The organism is Geomicrobium halophilum, from assembly GCF_014207655.1.
In the GTDB taxonomy this organism is placed as follows: Bacteria; Bacillota; Bacilli; order Bacillales; family Marinococcaceae; genus Geomicrobium; species Geomicrobium halophilum.
On sequence record NZ_JACHHJ010000001.1, the window covers coordinates 557,497 to 571,802 of the forward strand.

A 14,306-nucleotide genomic window follows, 5' to 3' on the forward strand; every position below is an offset into this window, starting at 1 on the left:
TCTGTTATTTTCGTCAGTCCATTGCTACGATTGAATTATCAAACATTTCGAGTAGGAAGGATGACTAGGATGACAGGTCAAGATATCCAGCAATACAGCGGCTCATCATTGAATACAAAAGGGTGGGTGCAGGAAGCGGCGTTGAGGATGTTGAATAATAATTTACATCCGGATGTCGCAGAAAACCCAGAAGATTTAGTGGTCTATGGGGGGATTGGAAAAGCCGCACGTAACTGGGAGTGTTATGAAGCGATTGTAAATACATTGAAAACGCTTGAAGACGATGAAACCTTGCTTATTCAATCCGGGAAGCCGGTGGCGGTTTTTTCTTCCCATAAAGATGCGCCAAGAGTACTGATCGCAAACTCTAACCTGGTACCTGCATGGGCGAATTGGGAGCATTTTCATGATTTAGATCAAAAAGGCTTAATGATGTATGGGCAAATGACGGCAGGAAGCTGGATTTATATTGCAAGCCAGGGCATTGTCCAAGGAACGTATGAGACTTTTGGAGAATGTGCCAAACAGCATTTCGATGGTGATTTACATGGAACCATCACAGTGACAGCCGGACTCGGCGGAATGGGTGGTGCTCAACCGTTAGCAGTAACATTAAACGGTGGAGTGTGCATTGCAATTGAGGTTGATTTCAAGCGCATCCAGCGTCGATTAGATACGAAATATTTGGATATTTCGACCGACCGTTTAGAGGAAGCAATAAGCTTAGCATTAGAAGCTAAAAGAAAGAAAAAACCCCTTTCCATTGGTCTATTAGGCAATGCCGCGGAAGTACTGCCAACCATGATCGGGCAAGGGTTTACGCCAGATATTTTAACGGACCAAACGTCATCTCATGATCCTCTAAATGGTTATGTTCCTGATCATATAGATCTAGAGACAGCAGCTGAATTTCGCAAAAAAGACCCTGAGGCTTATACAAAACATTCCCGAAAAAGTATTGCCGCACACGTGGAGGCTATGTTGCAAATGCAACAGCAAGGGGCAGTCACTTTTGATTACGGCAATAATATTCGTCAAGTCGCCAAGGATGAAGGTGTAAAAAATGCCTTTGATTTTCCGGGGTTTGTGCCGGCCTATATTCGCCCCCAGTTTTGTGAAGGGAAAGGTCCTTTTCGTTGGGCAGCATTATCGGGAGATCCAGAAGATATTTACAAAACAGATGAAGTGATTTTGAAAGAATTCAGTGAGAATAAGCATTTATGCCATTGGATTCGAATGGCGCAGGAAAAAATCAGCTTTCAGGGCATGCCCGCGCGTATTTGCTGGCTGGGCTACGGCGAACGGGCGAAGTTTGGAAAAATCATCAATGATATGGTAGCGCGGGGAGAATTGAAAGCTCCGATCGTTATCGGACGCGATCACCTTGATTCCGGTTCTGTTGCCTCGCCCAACCGGGAAACCGAAGCGATGAAGGATGGGAGTGATGCTGTTGCTGATTGGCCGATTCTGAATGCATTGATCAATAGTGTTGGTGGAGCAAGTTGGGTGAGCGTTCACCATGGTGGTGGTGTTGGTATGGGTTACTCCTTGCATGCTGGAATGGTAATCGTTGCAGACGGAACGAAAGAAGCTGAAGAACGTCTGGAGCGAGTGTTGACGACGGATCCCGGGTTGGGTGTCGCTCGTCACGTTGATGCTGGCTATGGCCGCGCGGAAAAGACAGCGAGAGACAAGGGTATTCGTATTCCAATGCTTGAGCTTGAGAAAGGAGGAAAAGCGTAATGACAAAATCGCTTTTCATTACAAATGCAGCACAATTAATCACAATGGCGGGTCATACAGATCAACCCGCGAAGAAAGAAGCCATGTCCGAAGTGGATCTTATTGAAAATGGAAGTCTCTTCATTGAAGACGGAACCATCATTGAAGCAGGTAAAGAAGAAGATCTTCGTCAGAAATATAGTGATCGTCTATCATCTGTTAAACACATTGAGGCGAGAGGGAAAGTCGTTGCCCCAGGCCTCATTGATCCTCACACGCACCTCGTTCATGCAGGAACCAGGGAAAATGAATATGCGATGAGGCTGCAAGGCCAAACCTATATGGAAATTATGAATGCAGGCGGAGGCATCCATGCTACGACAAGAGCGACCCAGAAAGCAAGTGATGAGCAATTGTATGAAGAATCTAAAAAGAGGCTGCAGCAATTTCTTCTTCATGGCGTTACAACAGTAGAAGCAAAAAGTGGGTATGGCCTGACGCTTGAACACGAGTTAAAACAACTTGAAGTCGCAAAACAATTACAGGCAGACCATCCTGTAGATATTATTTCGACTTTTATGGGCGCCCATGCCATACCGATGGACGAAAAAGAAAACCCTGAACCTTTTGTTGACCGCGTCATTGAAGAAATGATTCCGGAAGTGTCAAAGAAAAAATTGGCTAAATATAATGATGTTTTTTGTGAACGAGGAGTCTTTACACCTGAACAATCCAGAAAGATTTTAGAAGCCGGTAAAGAATACGGCCTCATTCCGAAGATTCATGCTGATGAAATCGAACCTTATGAAGGCGCGGAATTAGCAGCTGAAGTTGGAGCTATTTCCGCGGACCATCTGCTAAAAGCATCGGATAAAGGGGTCAAGGCCATGGCCGATGCTAATGTGGTCGGGGTGTTATTACCTGGAACGGCCTTTTTCTTAATGGCTGAATTTGCCGATGCCAGGAGAATGATTGATGCCGGCTTGGCTGTTGCTTTATCGACTGATGCGAATCCAGGCTCATCTCCTACGATTTCGCTCCCATTCATCATGAACCTGGGATGCTTGAAGATGGGCATGACCCCGGAAGAAGTGCTTACAGCCACAACGATTAATGCTGCTCATGCTATTGGATGCGCTGATAAGGTGGGGAGTCTTGAGCCTGGCAAAAAAGGCGACGTTACGATTTTTGATGTACCGAATCACCTCACTTTATCGTATCAATATGGAATGAATCATGTAGATACGGTAATCAAAGAGGGCCAAGTACTCGTGACAGGTGGACAATTGCAATGAGTTGCTATCCTTACCCAATGCTGGATAGACCAAATATGATATGGACTCGTCAGACGGATCAGAACGAAGACCTGAAAGTACACGAATGGATTGAAAACGTGGAGGATTCCGTTCCTGATTGGAATACGTATGATATTACTATACTCGGTGTTCCTCTCTCTAAGTCATCGATCAGTACTTCTGCTGCAAGTGAAAATCCTGAAGCGATGCGTCAAGCCTGGAAATCGTTTGGGACGTACAATTTAGATGAAGATGTCGATTTAGCGCAACTAAAAGTGGTTGATCTGGGAAATGTGAAACAGCACGTAACAGATATCGAACAAACCCATCAACATATTCAAGATGCGATGGAGGCTATGCGGAAACATCATCCTCACACATTGCCGATCTCCTTTGGAGGCGATCATTCGATTACAGCGATGCTAGTAAGAGGGTGGAAGCAAGCCCATCCAAATGAAACCATCGGTATCATCCAGTTGGATACTCATTTTGATGTAAGAGATCCGAAAACGTTAGGGCCTGCGAATGGCACACCAATCCGACAATTGATTGATAGTGGCATTGTTCAAGGTAAGCATATCCACAATATTGGTTTACATGGTTTTTTCAATGCAAAAGAACTAAAAATGTACGCAGATCAAAAAAATATTCATTATACAACGATGAAAAAGGCTAGAAAACGAGGCGTTACGAATGTGATTAAGAACGCGCTCCATCAATTAGAAGCTAAGGTGGATACCATTTATTTAACGGTCGATATGGATGTGCTGGATATTGTCCATGGACCAGCAGCACCAGCCGCCACCCCTGGGGGGATGTACACTGAAGAATTGTTCGAAGCGGTTCAAATCATTGGGAAACATCCGACAGTCAAAGCCATGGACATCGTTTGTCTAGACCCACGAAAGGATCTCGGACAACAAACGATCAAAAGTGCCGTGCACACCATGCTTTCATTTTTAACGGGTTATTGTAAAAGGTGAGGGAGAGACTCTCTCACCTTCTTTTAGACAAGCTGGGGAGGTAAAAGCATGGAACTTAAACCAAATCCTCAACGTTCTTCAGAGCCGGTAACAAGAAATTATCTTGTGAAGTTTCTTATATTTAGTTTGATCGGAATTTTCGCTTTTTTTGTTCCTTTTTACATTTTGGCCGTGATTCTTATGGGAGCAGTATACCCATTTTATAATCGTACCTGGACTAAGGATATAACACATGGAATATTATCATTTTTTAAAATTATAGGCGCTTTAGTGATGGTTATGTTCTTTTTCCAAATGGGTCCTCAGTGGTTATTTCATCCTGATATGGCACCGTATCTGGTTGAAAATTTGGTCATCCCGGTAGGTTTGCTCGTTCCGATTGGTGCCGTGTTTCTCGCTTTTTTAGCAGGGTATGGTTTGCTAGAATTCATTGGTGTGATGATGCAGCCAGTGATGAGGCCACTATGGAAAACACCTGGGAAATCGGCTATTGATGCGATGGCTTCTTTTGTAGGGAGCTACTCTATAGGTCTTTTGATCACAAATCGAGTGTTTAAAGAAGGGAAGTATACGGTTCAAGAAGCATCGATCATTGCAACAGGTTTTTCTACGGTTTCCGCTACTTTTATGATCGTTGTGGCAAATACGCTAGGGTTAATGGAATTCTGGAACCTGTATTTCTGGGTAACATTATTTGTAACTTTTACGGTTACAGCGATTACTGTAAGAATATGGCCTCTGAATAAGATGAGCACTAAATACATCCATAAAAACATTGGCCAACCGGAAGAAAGAATTAGGGAAAATCGAATAAAAGCAGCTTGGACACAAGCGATGGAAGCAGCGGCGTCCTCCCATGGGGTTGGCAAAACCGTTTGGTTAAACCTTAAAGATGGCTTCATCATGACAATGTCTATTCTTCCCACCATTTTGTCTATAGGGATACTGGGGCTCTTTTTAGTTGAGTATACACCTGTTTTTAATGTTTTAAGTTATCTATTTCTACCGGTTACATGGCTTATGCAAATTCCTGATCCCTTGCTAGCAGCAGAAGCGACGGTCATATCTATCACAGAAATGTTTTTACCGGCAGTTCTTGCTGCAGAAGCCCCGTTGGTGACAAGGTTTATCGTAGGTACTTTGTCAGTTTCAGCAATATTGTTTTTTTCTGCTTCAATACCAGCGATTTTAGCTACTGACATCCCAATTAGTATCCCGAAATTAATGATCATCTGGGTGGAGCGCTCGATTTTAACGCTTGTACTTGTAACACCCATTGCATACCTGTTTTTTGGATTCGTGTTGTGAAATAAATGAGCGAATTGAGTGGAATCAAGAATAAATTGACATTATGGAGTCATACGCTTACAATAAATTGATGAATGATATTTAGTGATTAGTTAGTAGTATGTGTCATTCATTTCAATGAAAGAGTTGTTCTGTATGACTTTAAATCGAGATGCGCGCATTGGCCGCTCTGCTCTTTTGCTATTATTAAGTGAAGAGAAAGAGTACCAGGAAGACCTTATTTCGAATACGAATTGGAGCTTTTGTGAAGGAAAAGTAGGCTCTATGGAAGCTCAGAAAGTCGTCGCTGCGATCGAAACAGCAGCCAAAAATAATCATATTATTGACAAAGATCTTTATCGAGAAGGTCATGCATTGTATCACGCCATCATTGAAGCCCTCCATGGTGTCACAAGAGGCGAGGTGCAATTAGGTTCAGTATTACGGACCGTTGGGTTGACCTTCGCTGTGTTACGAGGATCGCCTTATGAGAACAAAGCAGAAGGTGAATGGATTGCTGTTGCCCTTTATGGAACTATAGGGGCGCCAGTAAAAGGTGCGGAGCATGAAACGATCGGATTAGGTATTAATCATATATAATGGCCCGTAGTTTTTAGCGAATAGGGGGCTATATCAAGGGACTCTTTTTGAGTTTCCTGATATAGCCCCTTTTTATGTTTTAACGGGATAAAGAAAGCGAAGGTGAATGGATATGTTGAGTTTAGACGGACAATCTCTTCAGATTGAAGATATTAAAAAAGCTTTATATGAAAAAGGAAAAATCTCAGTTTCTGCAACAAGTCTGAAAAAAGTGGAAGAAAGCAGAAAAGCTGTTGAACAAATCGTTGCAGAAGGCAGGGTCGTCTACGGGATTAACACAGGGTTTGGGAAGTTTAGCGACGTTCTCATCGACAAAGAAGATGTGGAAGAGCTGCAGCAACATTTAATTCACTCCCATGCTTGCGGGGTTGGTGAACCTTTTCCAGAAATCGTATCACGAGCCATGATATTGCTGAGAATAAATGCTTTACTTAAAGGGTATTCAGGTGTTCGTCCGCGTCTCGTTCAACAATTATTGGATTTGCTTAATGCGAACATTCATCCTGTCGTCCCGCAGCAAGGATCGTTAGGAGCTAGCGGTGACCTCGCTCCGCTTGCTCATTTAGCACTAACTGTCATGGGTGAAGGAGAGGTTTTTTATAAAAAAGAAATCGTCCCTGCATCCACCGCTTTAATGAAAGAAAATATGGAGCCGTTAACGTTAACAGCGAAAGAAGGATTGGCCCTTATTAATGGCACCCAAGCCATGACTGCCATGGGGGTGGTAGCTTATATCGAAGCAGAAAACGCCGCTTATTATGCGGACTTCATATCGTCGATCACCATCGAGGGCCTTCGAGGGATCATGGATGCCTTTGATGAAGATATCCATCGGGCACGCGGTTATCATGAACAAAGCGAAGTTGCGGCTAGGGTCCGGAACTATTTACAGGATAGCCGGCTTACAACGAAGCAAGGGGAGTTGCGCGTTCAGGATGCTTACTCTATACGATGTATACCACAAGTGCACGGAGCGACATGGCAAACGCTTCATTATGTCAAAGACAAATTAGAAATTGAAATCAATGCTGCAACGGATAACCCCCTTATTTTTAATGGAAAGGTGATATCAGGCGGTAATTTCCACGGGCAGCCGATCGCACTTGCCATGGATTTTATGAAAATCGCGATCGCGGAAATCGGTAATATTTCGGAACGAAGAGTGGAACGATTGGTGAATCCCCAGCTCAATGACTTGCCCCCATTCTTAAGCCCGGAGCCAGGATTACAATCCGGGGCAATGATCATGCAGTACACAGCAGCTTCTTTAGTTTCTGAAAATAAGACCCTTGCCCATCCGGCAAGTGTGGACTCCATCCCTTCTTCAGCAAACCAAGAGGATCATGTAAGTATGGGGACGATTGCTGCCCGCCATGTTTACCAGATCATAAAAAACACGAGGAAAGTGTTAGCGATCGAAGCCATTTGCGCAATGGAAGCCGTGGAACATCGCGGAGTGGAGCATATGGCATCCAGTACGTACAAGTTTTTAACAAAAGCACGGAAATTTATCCCACCGATAACAAAAGATCGAATGTTTTCCAAAGATATTGAAGATATGGATCATTGGTTAAGAGATACCCCATTCCAATATCGTAAAGTAACGTCTTAATGAAAGAAAAAATCAAAGCCCCGTACTAAAGCGAGGCTTTGATTTGCATGAATTAGATGCCAACTCCTAAAGAGAATAGAAGAATAGATAGGAGAACACCTACCATAGGAACAACGACCGTGACGGCAGCAACCGCTGGATAGGCTGATTTATGCGTTTCTCCGCAAATGACTCGAATCGTTGTTACTGTATAACCGCCGTGAGGCAAGGAATCCAATGCTCCGGACGAGAGAACGGTGACACGATGTAGAGCTTCAGGATCAACCCCTTGCTCTAAATAACCTGGGGCGATATTAGGCAATGCAATCTCTTGCCCGCCGGAGGCAGAGCCTGTGAGTGCCACGATCACGATGACAGCGATGGCTGCCCCGATTAACGGATCTCCCGGGACATTCGTCATTGCATCAACAGAAGTTTCAAATGCGGGTGTTGCTCCTGCAACGGTGCCGAATCCAACGACCGCTGCGGTGTTGGCGATAGCCATAATTCCCCCGTATGTGCCGTTTGAAGCTGATGTCCACACATTTTCAAGATACCGACGGTTGACGAGCCACGCGGTGAACACCCCGCTGGATAGGGCAATGATAAGCGCAGAAGTGCCAAGGGTGTCATGAAAAATAAATGCCATGCCCAGAACGGCGAGTAACGGAAGACCGGAAAGGAGAGGATTTGGTAATTCTCTATCTGTTTCCTCGGGGTCTCCTTCGCGCTCATCAAATTGTTCGCCTTGATTAACCGCGCGGTTGATCATCCATTTTAACCACATATAGCCGGTAATCATCATAAATATCGCTACAATCAGACTGACTTCCCAAGCGGCATAAGGGCTCGTTCCCAGATGGGGGATCGGAATCCAGTTTTGGATTTCAGGGGAGCCAGCTGAAGTCATGGTGAAAGTAACGGACCCAAACGCAAGCGCTGCCGGGATAAAGCGACGAGGTAAATTCGCTTGTCTAAAAAGGCTAAGAGCAATGGGGAATACCGTGAATCCTACAATGAATAGGCTTACACCACCATAGGTTAAAATCGCACAGGCAACAACCACAGTTAGAACGGCATATTTAAGGCCGAAACGGTCGACCACCCATTTTGAAACACTGAGCGCTGAACCGCTGTCGTCCATGACTTTTCCGAAAATAGATCCGAGTAGAAACATCAAAAACCAATTAGCAACAAATCCAGAGAAGCCCTCCATATAATCTCCGACAAAACTCGCTTCCCCTTCACCGGCAAGTTCGGGAAAGACGGGAAGTCCGCTTAAACCAGCTAAAAACAAAGCGCTAAGGGGCGCGGCAACTAACAAATTCATGCCACGCATGGTAAGGATAATGAGTAACGTTATCCCTCCGAGTAAGCCAATCATGCTCAGCATAAAAATTCTCCTTTTAAGAGTACGCTTTCAAATGGATGGTGGAGTGTAGGAAAGCCGAAAAATGCATTTCCGACTTTCCTTATTTTCAAGAGTTTTCGTAACGACGAACACGCAGGGAAGCCTGTTCTTTATGCCCCATAAACCCTTCTAGTTCACATAAACGTTCGGCATATTTGCCAATTTCTACACTGGCTTCTTGGGTGACTCTTTGGTACGTGCAGTTTTTCAGGAATTTGCCAACCCAAAGCCCGCCTGTATATTTTGCTGCTTGTTTTGTAGGGAGCGTATGGTTCGTGCCAATGACTTTATCCCCGTAAGCAACGTTTGTCTCAGGCCCGAGGAATAGGGCACCGTAGTTCGTTAGATTATTTAAGAAATAATCCGGATCTTTTGTGAGAACTTCGACGTGTTCAAAGGCGAGTTTATCGGCTTCATGGACGGCCTCTTCATCGTTTTCGACAACAATAATCGTCCCGTTGTCTCTCCAGGCAACTTCTGCAACGTCCGCCGTTGGTAATGTTTGTAATTGCCGAGAAATTTCATCTTCCAGCGATTCAGCCAAGGATTGGGATGTGGTGATCAATGCACCTGGAGACGTAGGTCCGTGCTCGGCTTGTCCAAGAATATCGGTTGCGACCATTTCCACATCGGCTGTATCGTCAGCAATCACGAGTGTTTCTGTAGGTCCTGCTAACAAATCAATACCGACACGTCCAAAGAGTTGGCGCTTCGCTTCTGCAACAAAGGCGTTTCCAGGACCCACGATCATGTCAACCGGTTCGATCGTTTCTGTTCCTACTCCCATGGCTGTCATAGCTTGTACGCCGCCAAGCAAGTAGATTTCATCGGCTCCAGCCATATGCATGGCGGCAACGGTAGCAGCCGGAATTTCTCCATTTGCTGGAGGTGTGCAGGCGATCACGCGATCTACACCGGCTACTTTGGCTGTCACAATACTCATGTGAGAAGAGGCCACCATCGGATAACGCCCCCCTGGGATATAGCAGCCTACGCTGTTGACGGGAATATTTTTATGTCCGAGGTATACACCTGGGCGGGTTTCTACTTCAATATCCTGAATCGATTCGCGCTGATGCTTAGCAAAATTTTCAATTTGCTCTTGCGCGAACTTGATGTCATGAATCACATCATCCGGTAACTCAGCCATCGCGGTTTCAATCTCTTGTTGGGAGAGACGAAAGCTTTCAGGAGACCACTGATCAAACTTTTCCGAGAGATCTCTAACAGCTGAATCGCCGCGTTCTTCAATATCCTGAATAATGTTACTTACCGCTTGTTGAACCTTTGTATCAGCCTCTTGTTTTTCCTGATCTGTTTTTCCGTGTTTTAGAAAGGTCGCCATTAATCTATGCACTCCTTTTTTGAACATATTTTGAATACGTATTCATTATAATTTAAAGTTTTCTTTTTTGTAAACGATTTATTTATGAAGGATATTATTTGAAATATCCGGTTATAACATTGACATACAAAAATAAAGCGCTTACGATAAAGGTGAATACGTATTTAAAAGCGGGAGAAGGTATGTAGAGATGGTCTCGTCTAAAGAGGTCGCAAAAGTAGCTGGAGTTTCACAGCCTACGGTTTCTCGAGTGTTAAATAATCCAGAAAAAGTCAATGCAGAAACTGTAAATAAAGTAAAGCAGGCAATGGAAAAATTAAACTATCGTCCCAATTCAATCGCGCGAAGCTTGAAACAACAAAAAACCAAGTATATAGCTTTAATCTCCGGCCCACTACATAATCCATTTTTTGTTGATAGTACAACAACAATTGTCAATCATGCCAAAGAACATGGATACCACACGCTTGTCTATTTCGAGGACCAAGGTGATAATCTTTCTGTCTACGAGGAAGTACTGAGACAACAGGTAGACGGCATTATTTTATCTTCGATTTTTATGGAGGATCCTATTTATAAAGAATTGGTGGCCTCTGAAGTACCTTTTGTTATGTTTAACCGCCGGTATCAAGCGGGGGGGAACTATGTAGAGATTGATAATGAAAAAGCCGGGCAATTAGCGACCAACCACTTATTGAAGTTAGGTCATACAAAGATTGCATGGATCGGGGGCCCTACCTATACGTCAACGTTTCAAGGAAGATTGGCAGGGTATCAGAAGGCGATGGAAGTGACGAATCATCCTGTGAAACCAGAATGGGTGAAAGCAACCGATACGACGGAAAAAGCAGTGGTTCAAGCTATTGATGAGCTATTGTTACTGGATGATAAACCGACAGCGTTTTTTGCGGCTACGGACTCTATGGCTCTCTATTGTCAAAATTATTTACTTCGAATGGGGTACCGAATTCCCGATCACTTTAGCATCTGCGGTATGGATAATATTGACATCACTGCCCATGCGGCGATTCAAATGACTACCTTGACCCATGAATCTAATAAACCATTGGGACTGCATGCGATTGAACATCTGATTCATATGATGGAAGTTGAAAGTGAAGAACGAAAAATCATGCAGTTAACTTTAGAGCCTAAGCTAATCATCCGGGGAACTACTGGACCTAAGCAGTAAAAACCAATGTTGATAGAGGGGAGTTTTTTCGGAAAATAATCTATATAGATGGCAATTAAGATTTTAATGTTGGACACTTATTCGTGTGAACATGAAGAATATTCGTATGCCCTCGGGGGGGGGGGTTAACGATTAAACCCCTACATTTTTTTGCTTTTGTAAAAGATGCTCTACAACGCATTGTTGAAATCTATCAAAGCGATGAGGTCTCTGCCTATATTGAAGAAGAGTACGCAGGCGCCCATATCCCAGTTGCTGTATCTTTTAGAAGAATTAAATGACTATCCTAGGTGAAGAGAGACGTGAACAATCCCATTGAGTGGTTAAACGAGATTTTGTGTGCGAAGGGCAGTCGTGCCGAATGCCGAATGTTCACAAGAAAAGTAGACTTGCGAATACTGACAGCGGTCACATTACTGAGGAAAATACGAGCCGAGAGTCCGGAAAAGGAATTCCGTATCGGAAACTGAAATCTCCTACGCAATGTTGTGAAACCATTTCTGAAGACCCTGGTGCAAGAAATCCGCGCGCCAGGGTCTGTGGGGGTTTAGGCCACCAATGGGTGGCCATTCTACCCGGAGGTAGCCATGAAAGTGGTTACCCTACTCTATTAACAAGTTCGTGAGGTTTCGAAGATTGCATGCCATGGCAGGGGGACGACCCGGAATCTGAAGACAGTCGGAGGCAGTCTCTGCCCTTAGGCACACACATGAACATCATTAGGCGGGTTTTTAGGCTGTTAGGCAAGGCGAAGTCCTAGTTGGTACGCTAAAACAATCACTGGTACTGCAAGGATGAGTGAGAACCGCCCATAGATGGCGAAAATATCGCTTATATGGTTACCCGCTGTGTTTGACCTGTTTAGAAAGATAAACCGGACAAGGTTGGATATGGCTCGAGGCATCACCTTGTTATTCTTTTCATCGAGATATGTTTGCAGAATATCTACGGTCTGGAAGTTCGAGCAATGGTTTGAGACAATTATTGTGCACCTGATCAGCGCACTATTGTTTGTTCGAGAGTGTGACAGGTATTTTCATTTACTTGGTTTCATTACCGTATTTATCCTATAAATTTTGGAGAGGATCTTTACGTAAATTTTACCGCAGCCTTTGCGGTTAGCCTCAAAAAAGGTTCCGCAATACGTAACTTTAATTTTTCATCCGCACAGGATGCTTCATTTTCTAATTTTTCGATGAGTGAAAGAGGGATTTCAGGTAGTGCAAGTTCAACTGATAATTCCTCTAAAGCCCTTCTCAAGTCATAAAGATCTTCAATATCTTTTCGTTTCGGTGTGTTTACAAATGTCCCTGACCTTGGCTTAATTGATTTACAGCTTCCCTTAGGGGCATTCGGCTAACATTCAACTCATTAGCCAACTGTTCGTAATTAATCCTTGTACCAGGAGCCATTTGGTTTTGAACAATTTGGTTTCTGAGATAATCATAAATACGTTCGGTTAGACTGCTTTTATCTAACAAAAATGTTTCATTATTCTCATCCTTATACGGATACTTTGAAGCTATCAATAGAGCTTTAACCATACCGCCTTCTACCAATAAGCTTTGTCCTGTCACGTACGTGTTGGCGAAGGATGCGAGATAAACAAGGAATTTGGCAAATTCATCAGGTTCCCCGTAGCGTCCTATCGGAATCTGTTTTAACTTCTCGAGTTCTATGCTTTCTGTGGAGGTTCTCGCTTTTTGGGCGTTGACCTTGTCTATTTCGGAAACTCTGTTTGTTTTTATGATCCCCGGCCCAATCGTATTAATCAGAATGTTATCTGTAGCAAGTTCACTAGCGAGTGATTTTGCTAAACCTGCAATACCATTCCGAAATGTGTTGGACAAAATTAAATTATCTATCGGTTGTTTGATAGAAGATGACGCGATGTTAATAATCCGTCCGCCTTTTTGTTTTTGCATATAAGACAACACTTCTCTAATTGATCGAATATAGCTAAGTAACTGAAGTTCAAAGGATTGTTGCCAATCATCATCTGTAAAATCTTTAAATGTACCAGCAGGCGGCCCGCCATCGATGCTCCCGAACTTTTCAGCTGTCGTTCTCACTAGAGCTTCGATATCTTCTTTTTTAGATACATCTGCAGGAAAATAATCAACCTTTCCACTAGTTGTTTGCTCTATCTCCAGCCGTATTTAATTTGTTTTAGTTACGGCTGGATATTATCACTTGTGCCCCTTCAGAGGCAAATTCCAAAGCTGAAGCTTTTCCTAATCCGTCGCTTGAAGCGAGTATAATAGCAACTTTATTAGTAAGTTTTAAATTCATTTTCCTTCACCCTTACTTTTACTATGATGCAAAACACTGCCCCAGCCAATAAATAGAGGGGTATGACAGGGGGCAGTGCGTATATAATTAGATTAATAAACCAGATTTTGTTCTTTAACGCCATGTTCTTGACAATAGTTCAAGTATAGCTGATATTTGCTGAAAACATCGTCTTGATAAGTCAATTCATCTTTATCATCAATATACTGAACACTACCTTCTAACATAAAAAGTGTGATCTTCGGCTCATCTCCATCAACTGTTAATGTATGGATATCGCCAGGTGGTTCATATACAAAAGTTCCGGGTTTAGCTACCCAATCACTTTCCAAGTACCCGCATTGACCTTGGAGAGTGTAAGCGAGCACTTGTATGTCGGTGACGATTGACAATACCACCAGGTTTAACATATAACAAATTAATCCATTTACCGCTTTGTAAGTCAAAGCGCACAGGCTTAAACCATACACGGTCGCTTTGAGGAACCCAAGGTATTTCCTCAAGATCGATGGCCATATCGGGCAATCCTACTTTTTCTGCACTAGCATTTATATCGGTGGACATGACACAAAGCTCCTTTAAAAATGT

The 14,306-nt window shown here is 43.5% G+C and carries 14 protein-coding genes and 1 pseudogene; 8 read left to right on the forward strand and 7 right to left on the reverse strand.

The window, feature by feature from the left end:
* The first annotated feature begins 69 nt into the window (after nucleotides 1-69).
* The 6 genes from hutU (at nucleotide 70) to hutH (ending at nucleotide 7,499) form a co-directional block, all read left to right on the forward strand.
* Nucleotides 70-1,743, forward strand: a complete 1,674-nt coding sequence (hutU, locus tag HNR44_RS02710) for a urocanate hydratase (protein ID WP_425489436.1) — start codon at nucleotides 70-72, stop codon at nucleotides 1,741-1,743.
* Nucleotides 1,743-3,017 (forward strand): imidazolonepropionase, encoded by a 1,275-nt coding sequence (hutI, locus tag HNR44_RS02715; RefSeq protein ID WP_184402579.1) that lies wholly within the window; start codon nucleotides 1,743-1,745, stop codon nucleotides 3,015-3,017. Before hutU ends, hutI begins: the two co-directional genes overlap by 1 nt.
* A complete protein-coding gene (locus HNR44_RS02720; RefSeq protein ID WP_184402580.1) occupies nucleotides 3,014-4,000 on the forward strand; it encodes an agmatinase family protein in 987 nt (328 codons plus the stop codon). The genes hutI and HNR44_RS02720 overlap by 4 nt, the downstream gene beginning before the upstream one ends.
* A 48-nt stretch (nucleotides 4,001-4,048) precedes the next feature.
* Nucleotides 4,049-5,308 (forward strand): YjiH family protein, encoded by a 1,260-nt coding sequence (locus tag HNR44_RS02725; RefSeq protein WP_184402581.1) that lies wholly within the window; start codon nucleotides 4,049-4,051, stop codon nucleotides 5,306-5,308.
* Between the two features lie 135 nt (nucleotides 5,309-5,443).
* A complete protein-coding gene (gene hutP, locus HNR44_RS02730) occupies nucleotides 5,444-5,887 on the forward strand; it encodes a histidine utilization transcription antiterminator HutP (RefSeq protein ID WP_184402582.1) in 444 nt (147 codons plus the stop codon).
* A 112-nt stretch (nucleotides 5,888-5,999) separates the two neighbouring features.
* Entirely contained in the window at nucleotides 6,000-7,499 is a 1,500-nt protein-coding gene (gene hutH / locus HNR44_RS02735) for a histidine ammonia-lyase (protein ID WP_184402583.1), read from the forward strand.
* A gap of 52 nt (nucleotides 7,500-7,551) precedes the next feature.
* On the opposite strand, the gene HNR44_RS02740 is transcribed toward hutH, so the two are convergent.
* Together HNR44_RS02740 and hisD are read right to left on the reverse strand one after the other, a co-directional pair.
* Nucleotides 7,552-8,871 (reverse strand): GntP family permease, encoded by a 1,320-nt coding sequence (locus tag HNR44_RS02740; protein WP_184402584.1) that lies wholly within the window; start codon nucleotides 8,869-8,871, stop codon nucleotides 7,552-7,554.
* Between the two features lie 85 nt (nucleotides 8,872-8,956).
* Nucleotides 8,957-10,234 (reverse strand): histidinol dehydrogenase, encoded by a 1,278-nt coding sequence (gene hisD / locus HNR44_RS02745; RefSeq protein ID WP_184402585.1) that lies wholly within the window; start codon nucleotides 10,232-10,234, stop codon nucleotides 8,957-8,959.
* A gap of 190 nt (nucleotides 10,235-10,424) precedes the next feature.
* Between hisD and HNR44_RS02750 the strand changes: the two genes are divergently transcribed.
* Both HNR44_RS02750 and HNR44_RS02760 read left to right on the forward strand, forming a co-directional pair.
* Entirely contained in the window at nucleotides 10,425-11,426 is a 1,002-nt protein-coding gene (locus tag HNR44_RS02750) for a LacI family DNA-binding transcriptional regulator (RefSeq protein ID WP_184402586.1), read from the forward strand.
* A gap of 361 nt (nucleotides 11,427-11,787) precedes the next feature.
* Nucleotides 11,788-12,051: a hypothetical protein gene (locus HNR44_RS02760; RefSeq protein WP_184402587.1), complete on the forward strand. Its 264-nt coding sequence runs from the start codon at nucleotides 11,788-11,790 to the stop codon at nucleotides 12,049-12,051.
* Between the two features lie 464 nt (nucleotides 12,052-12,515).
* On the opposite strand, the gene HNR44_RS02765 is transcribed toward HNR44_RS02760, so the two are convergent.
* The 5 genes and pseudogenes from HNR44_RS02765 to HNR44_RS17560 all read right to left on the reverse strand — a co-directional run bounded on the left by HNR44_RS02765 (nucleotide 12,516) and on the right by HNR44_RS17560 (nucleotide 14,282).
* Nucleotides 12,516-12,686 carry a hypothetical protein gene (locus HNR44_RS02765; RefSeq protein ID WP_184402588.1) on the reverse strand — a complete coding sequence of 57 codons (171 nt, stop codon included), beginning with the start codon at nucleotides 12,684-12,686 and terminating at the stop codon, nucleotides 12,516-12,518.
* A 38-nt stretch (nucleotides 12,687-12,724) separates the two neighbouring features.
* A complete protein-coding gene (locus HNR44_RS17795; RefSeq protein ID WP_184403523.1) occupies nucleotides 12,725-12,970 on the reverse strand; it encodes a GntR family transcriptional regulator in 246 nt (81 codons plus the stop codon).
* Nucleotides 12,956-13,718, reverse strand: a pseudogene (locus HNR44_RS02775) (SDR family oxidoreductase); the annotation flags it as partial. The pseudogene HNR44_RS02775 and the gene HNR44_RS17795, both read right to left, overlap by 15 nt.
* A 92-nt stretch (nucleotides 13,719-13,810) precedes the next feature.
* Nucleotides 13,811-14,050 carry a cupin domain-containing protein gene (locus tag HNR44_RS17555; RefSeq protein WP_246406942.1) on the reverse strand — a complete coding sequence of 80 codons (240 nt, stop codon included), beginning with the start codon at nucleotides 14,048-14,050 and terminating at the stop codon, nucleotides 13,811-13,813.
* Nucleotides 14,040-14,282: a cupin domain-containing protein gene (locus HNR44_RS17560; protein WP_246406946.1), complete on the reverse strand. Its 243-nt coding sequence runs from the start codon at nucleotides 14,280-14,282 to the stop codon at nucleotides 14,040-14,042. The genes HNR44_RS17555 and HNR44_RS17560 overlap by 11 nt, the downstream gene beginning before the upstream one ends.
* Nucleotides 14,283-14,306 lie beyond the last annotated feature (24 nt).

Excerpts from the sequence above, each read along its gene's own strand:
- HNR44_RS02720 (WP_184402580.1), top strand. The coding sequence starts at position 3,014 with ATGAGTTGCTATCCTTACCCAATGCTGGATAGACCAAATATGATATGG.
- HNR44_RS17795 (WP_184403523.1), bottom strand. The coding sequence starts at position 12,970 with ATGGTTAAAGCTCTATTGATAGCTTCAAAGTATCCGTATAAGGATGAG.
- hutP (WP_184402582.1), top strand. The coding sequence starts at position 5,444 with ATGACTTTAAATCGAGATGCGCGCATTGGCCGCTCTGCTCTTTTGCTA.
- hutI (WP_184402579.1), top strand. The coding sequence starts at position 1,743 with ATGACAAAATCGCTTTTCATTACAAATGCAGCACAATTAATCACAATG.
- HNR44_RS17560 (WP_246406946.1), bottom strand. The coding sequence starts at position 14,282 with ATGTCCACCGATATAAATGCTAGTGCAGAAAAAGTAGGATTGCCCGAT.
- HNR44_RS02760 (WP_184402587.1), top strand. The coding sequence starts at position 11,788 with ATGCCGAATGTTCACAAGAAAAGTAGACTTGCGAATACTGACAGCGGT.
- hutH (WP_184402583.1), top strand. The coding sequence starts at position 6,000 with ATGTTGAGTTTAGACGGACAATCTCTTCAGATTGAAGATATTAAAAAA.
- HNR44_RS02725 (WP_184402581.1), top strand. The coding sequence starts at position 4,049 with ATGGAACTTAAACCAAATCCTCAACGTTCTTCAGAGCCGGTAACAAGA.
- hisD (WP_184402585.1), bottom strand. The coding sequence starts at position 10,234 with ATGGCGACCTTTCTAAAACACGGAAAAACAGATCAGGAAAAACAAGAG.
- HNR44_RS02750 (WP_184402586.1), top strand. The coding sequence starts at position 10,425 with ATGGTCTCGTCTAAAGAGGTCGCAAAAGTAGCTGGAGTTTCACAGCCT.
- HNR44_RS02740 (WP_184402584.1), bottom strand. The coding sequence starts at position 8,871 with ATGCTGAGCATGATTGGCTTACTCGGAGGGATAACGTTACTCATTATC.
- hutU (WP_425489436.1), top strand. The coding sequence starts at position 70 with ATGACAGGTCAAGATATCCAGCAATACAGCGGCTCATCATTGAATACA.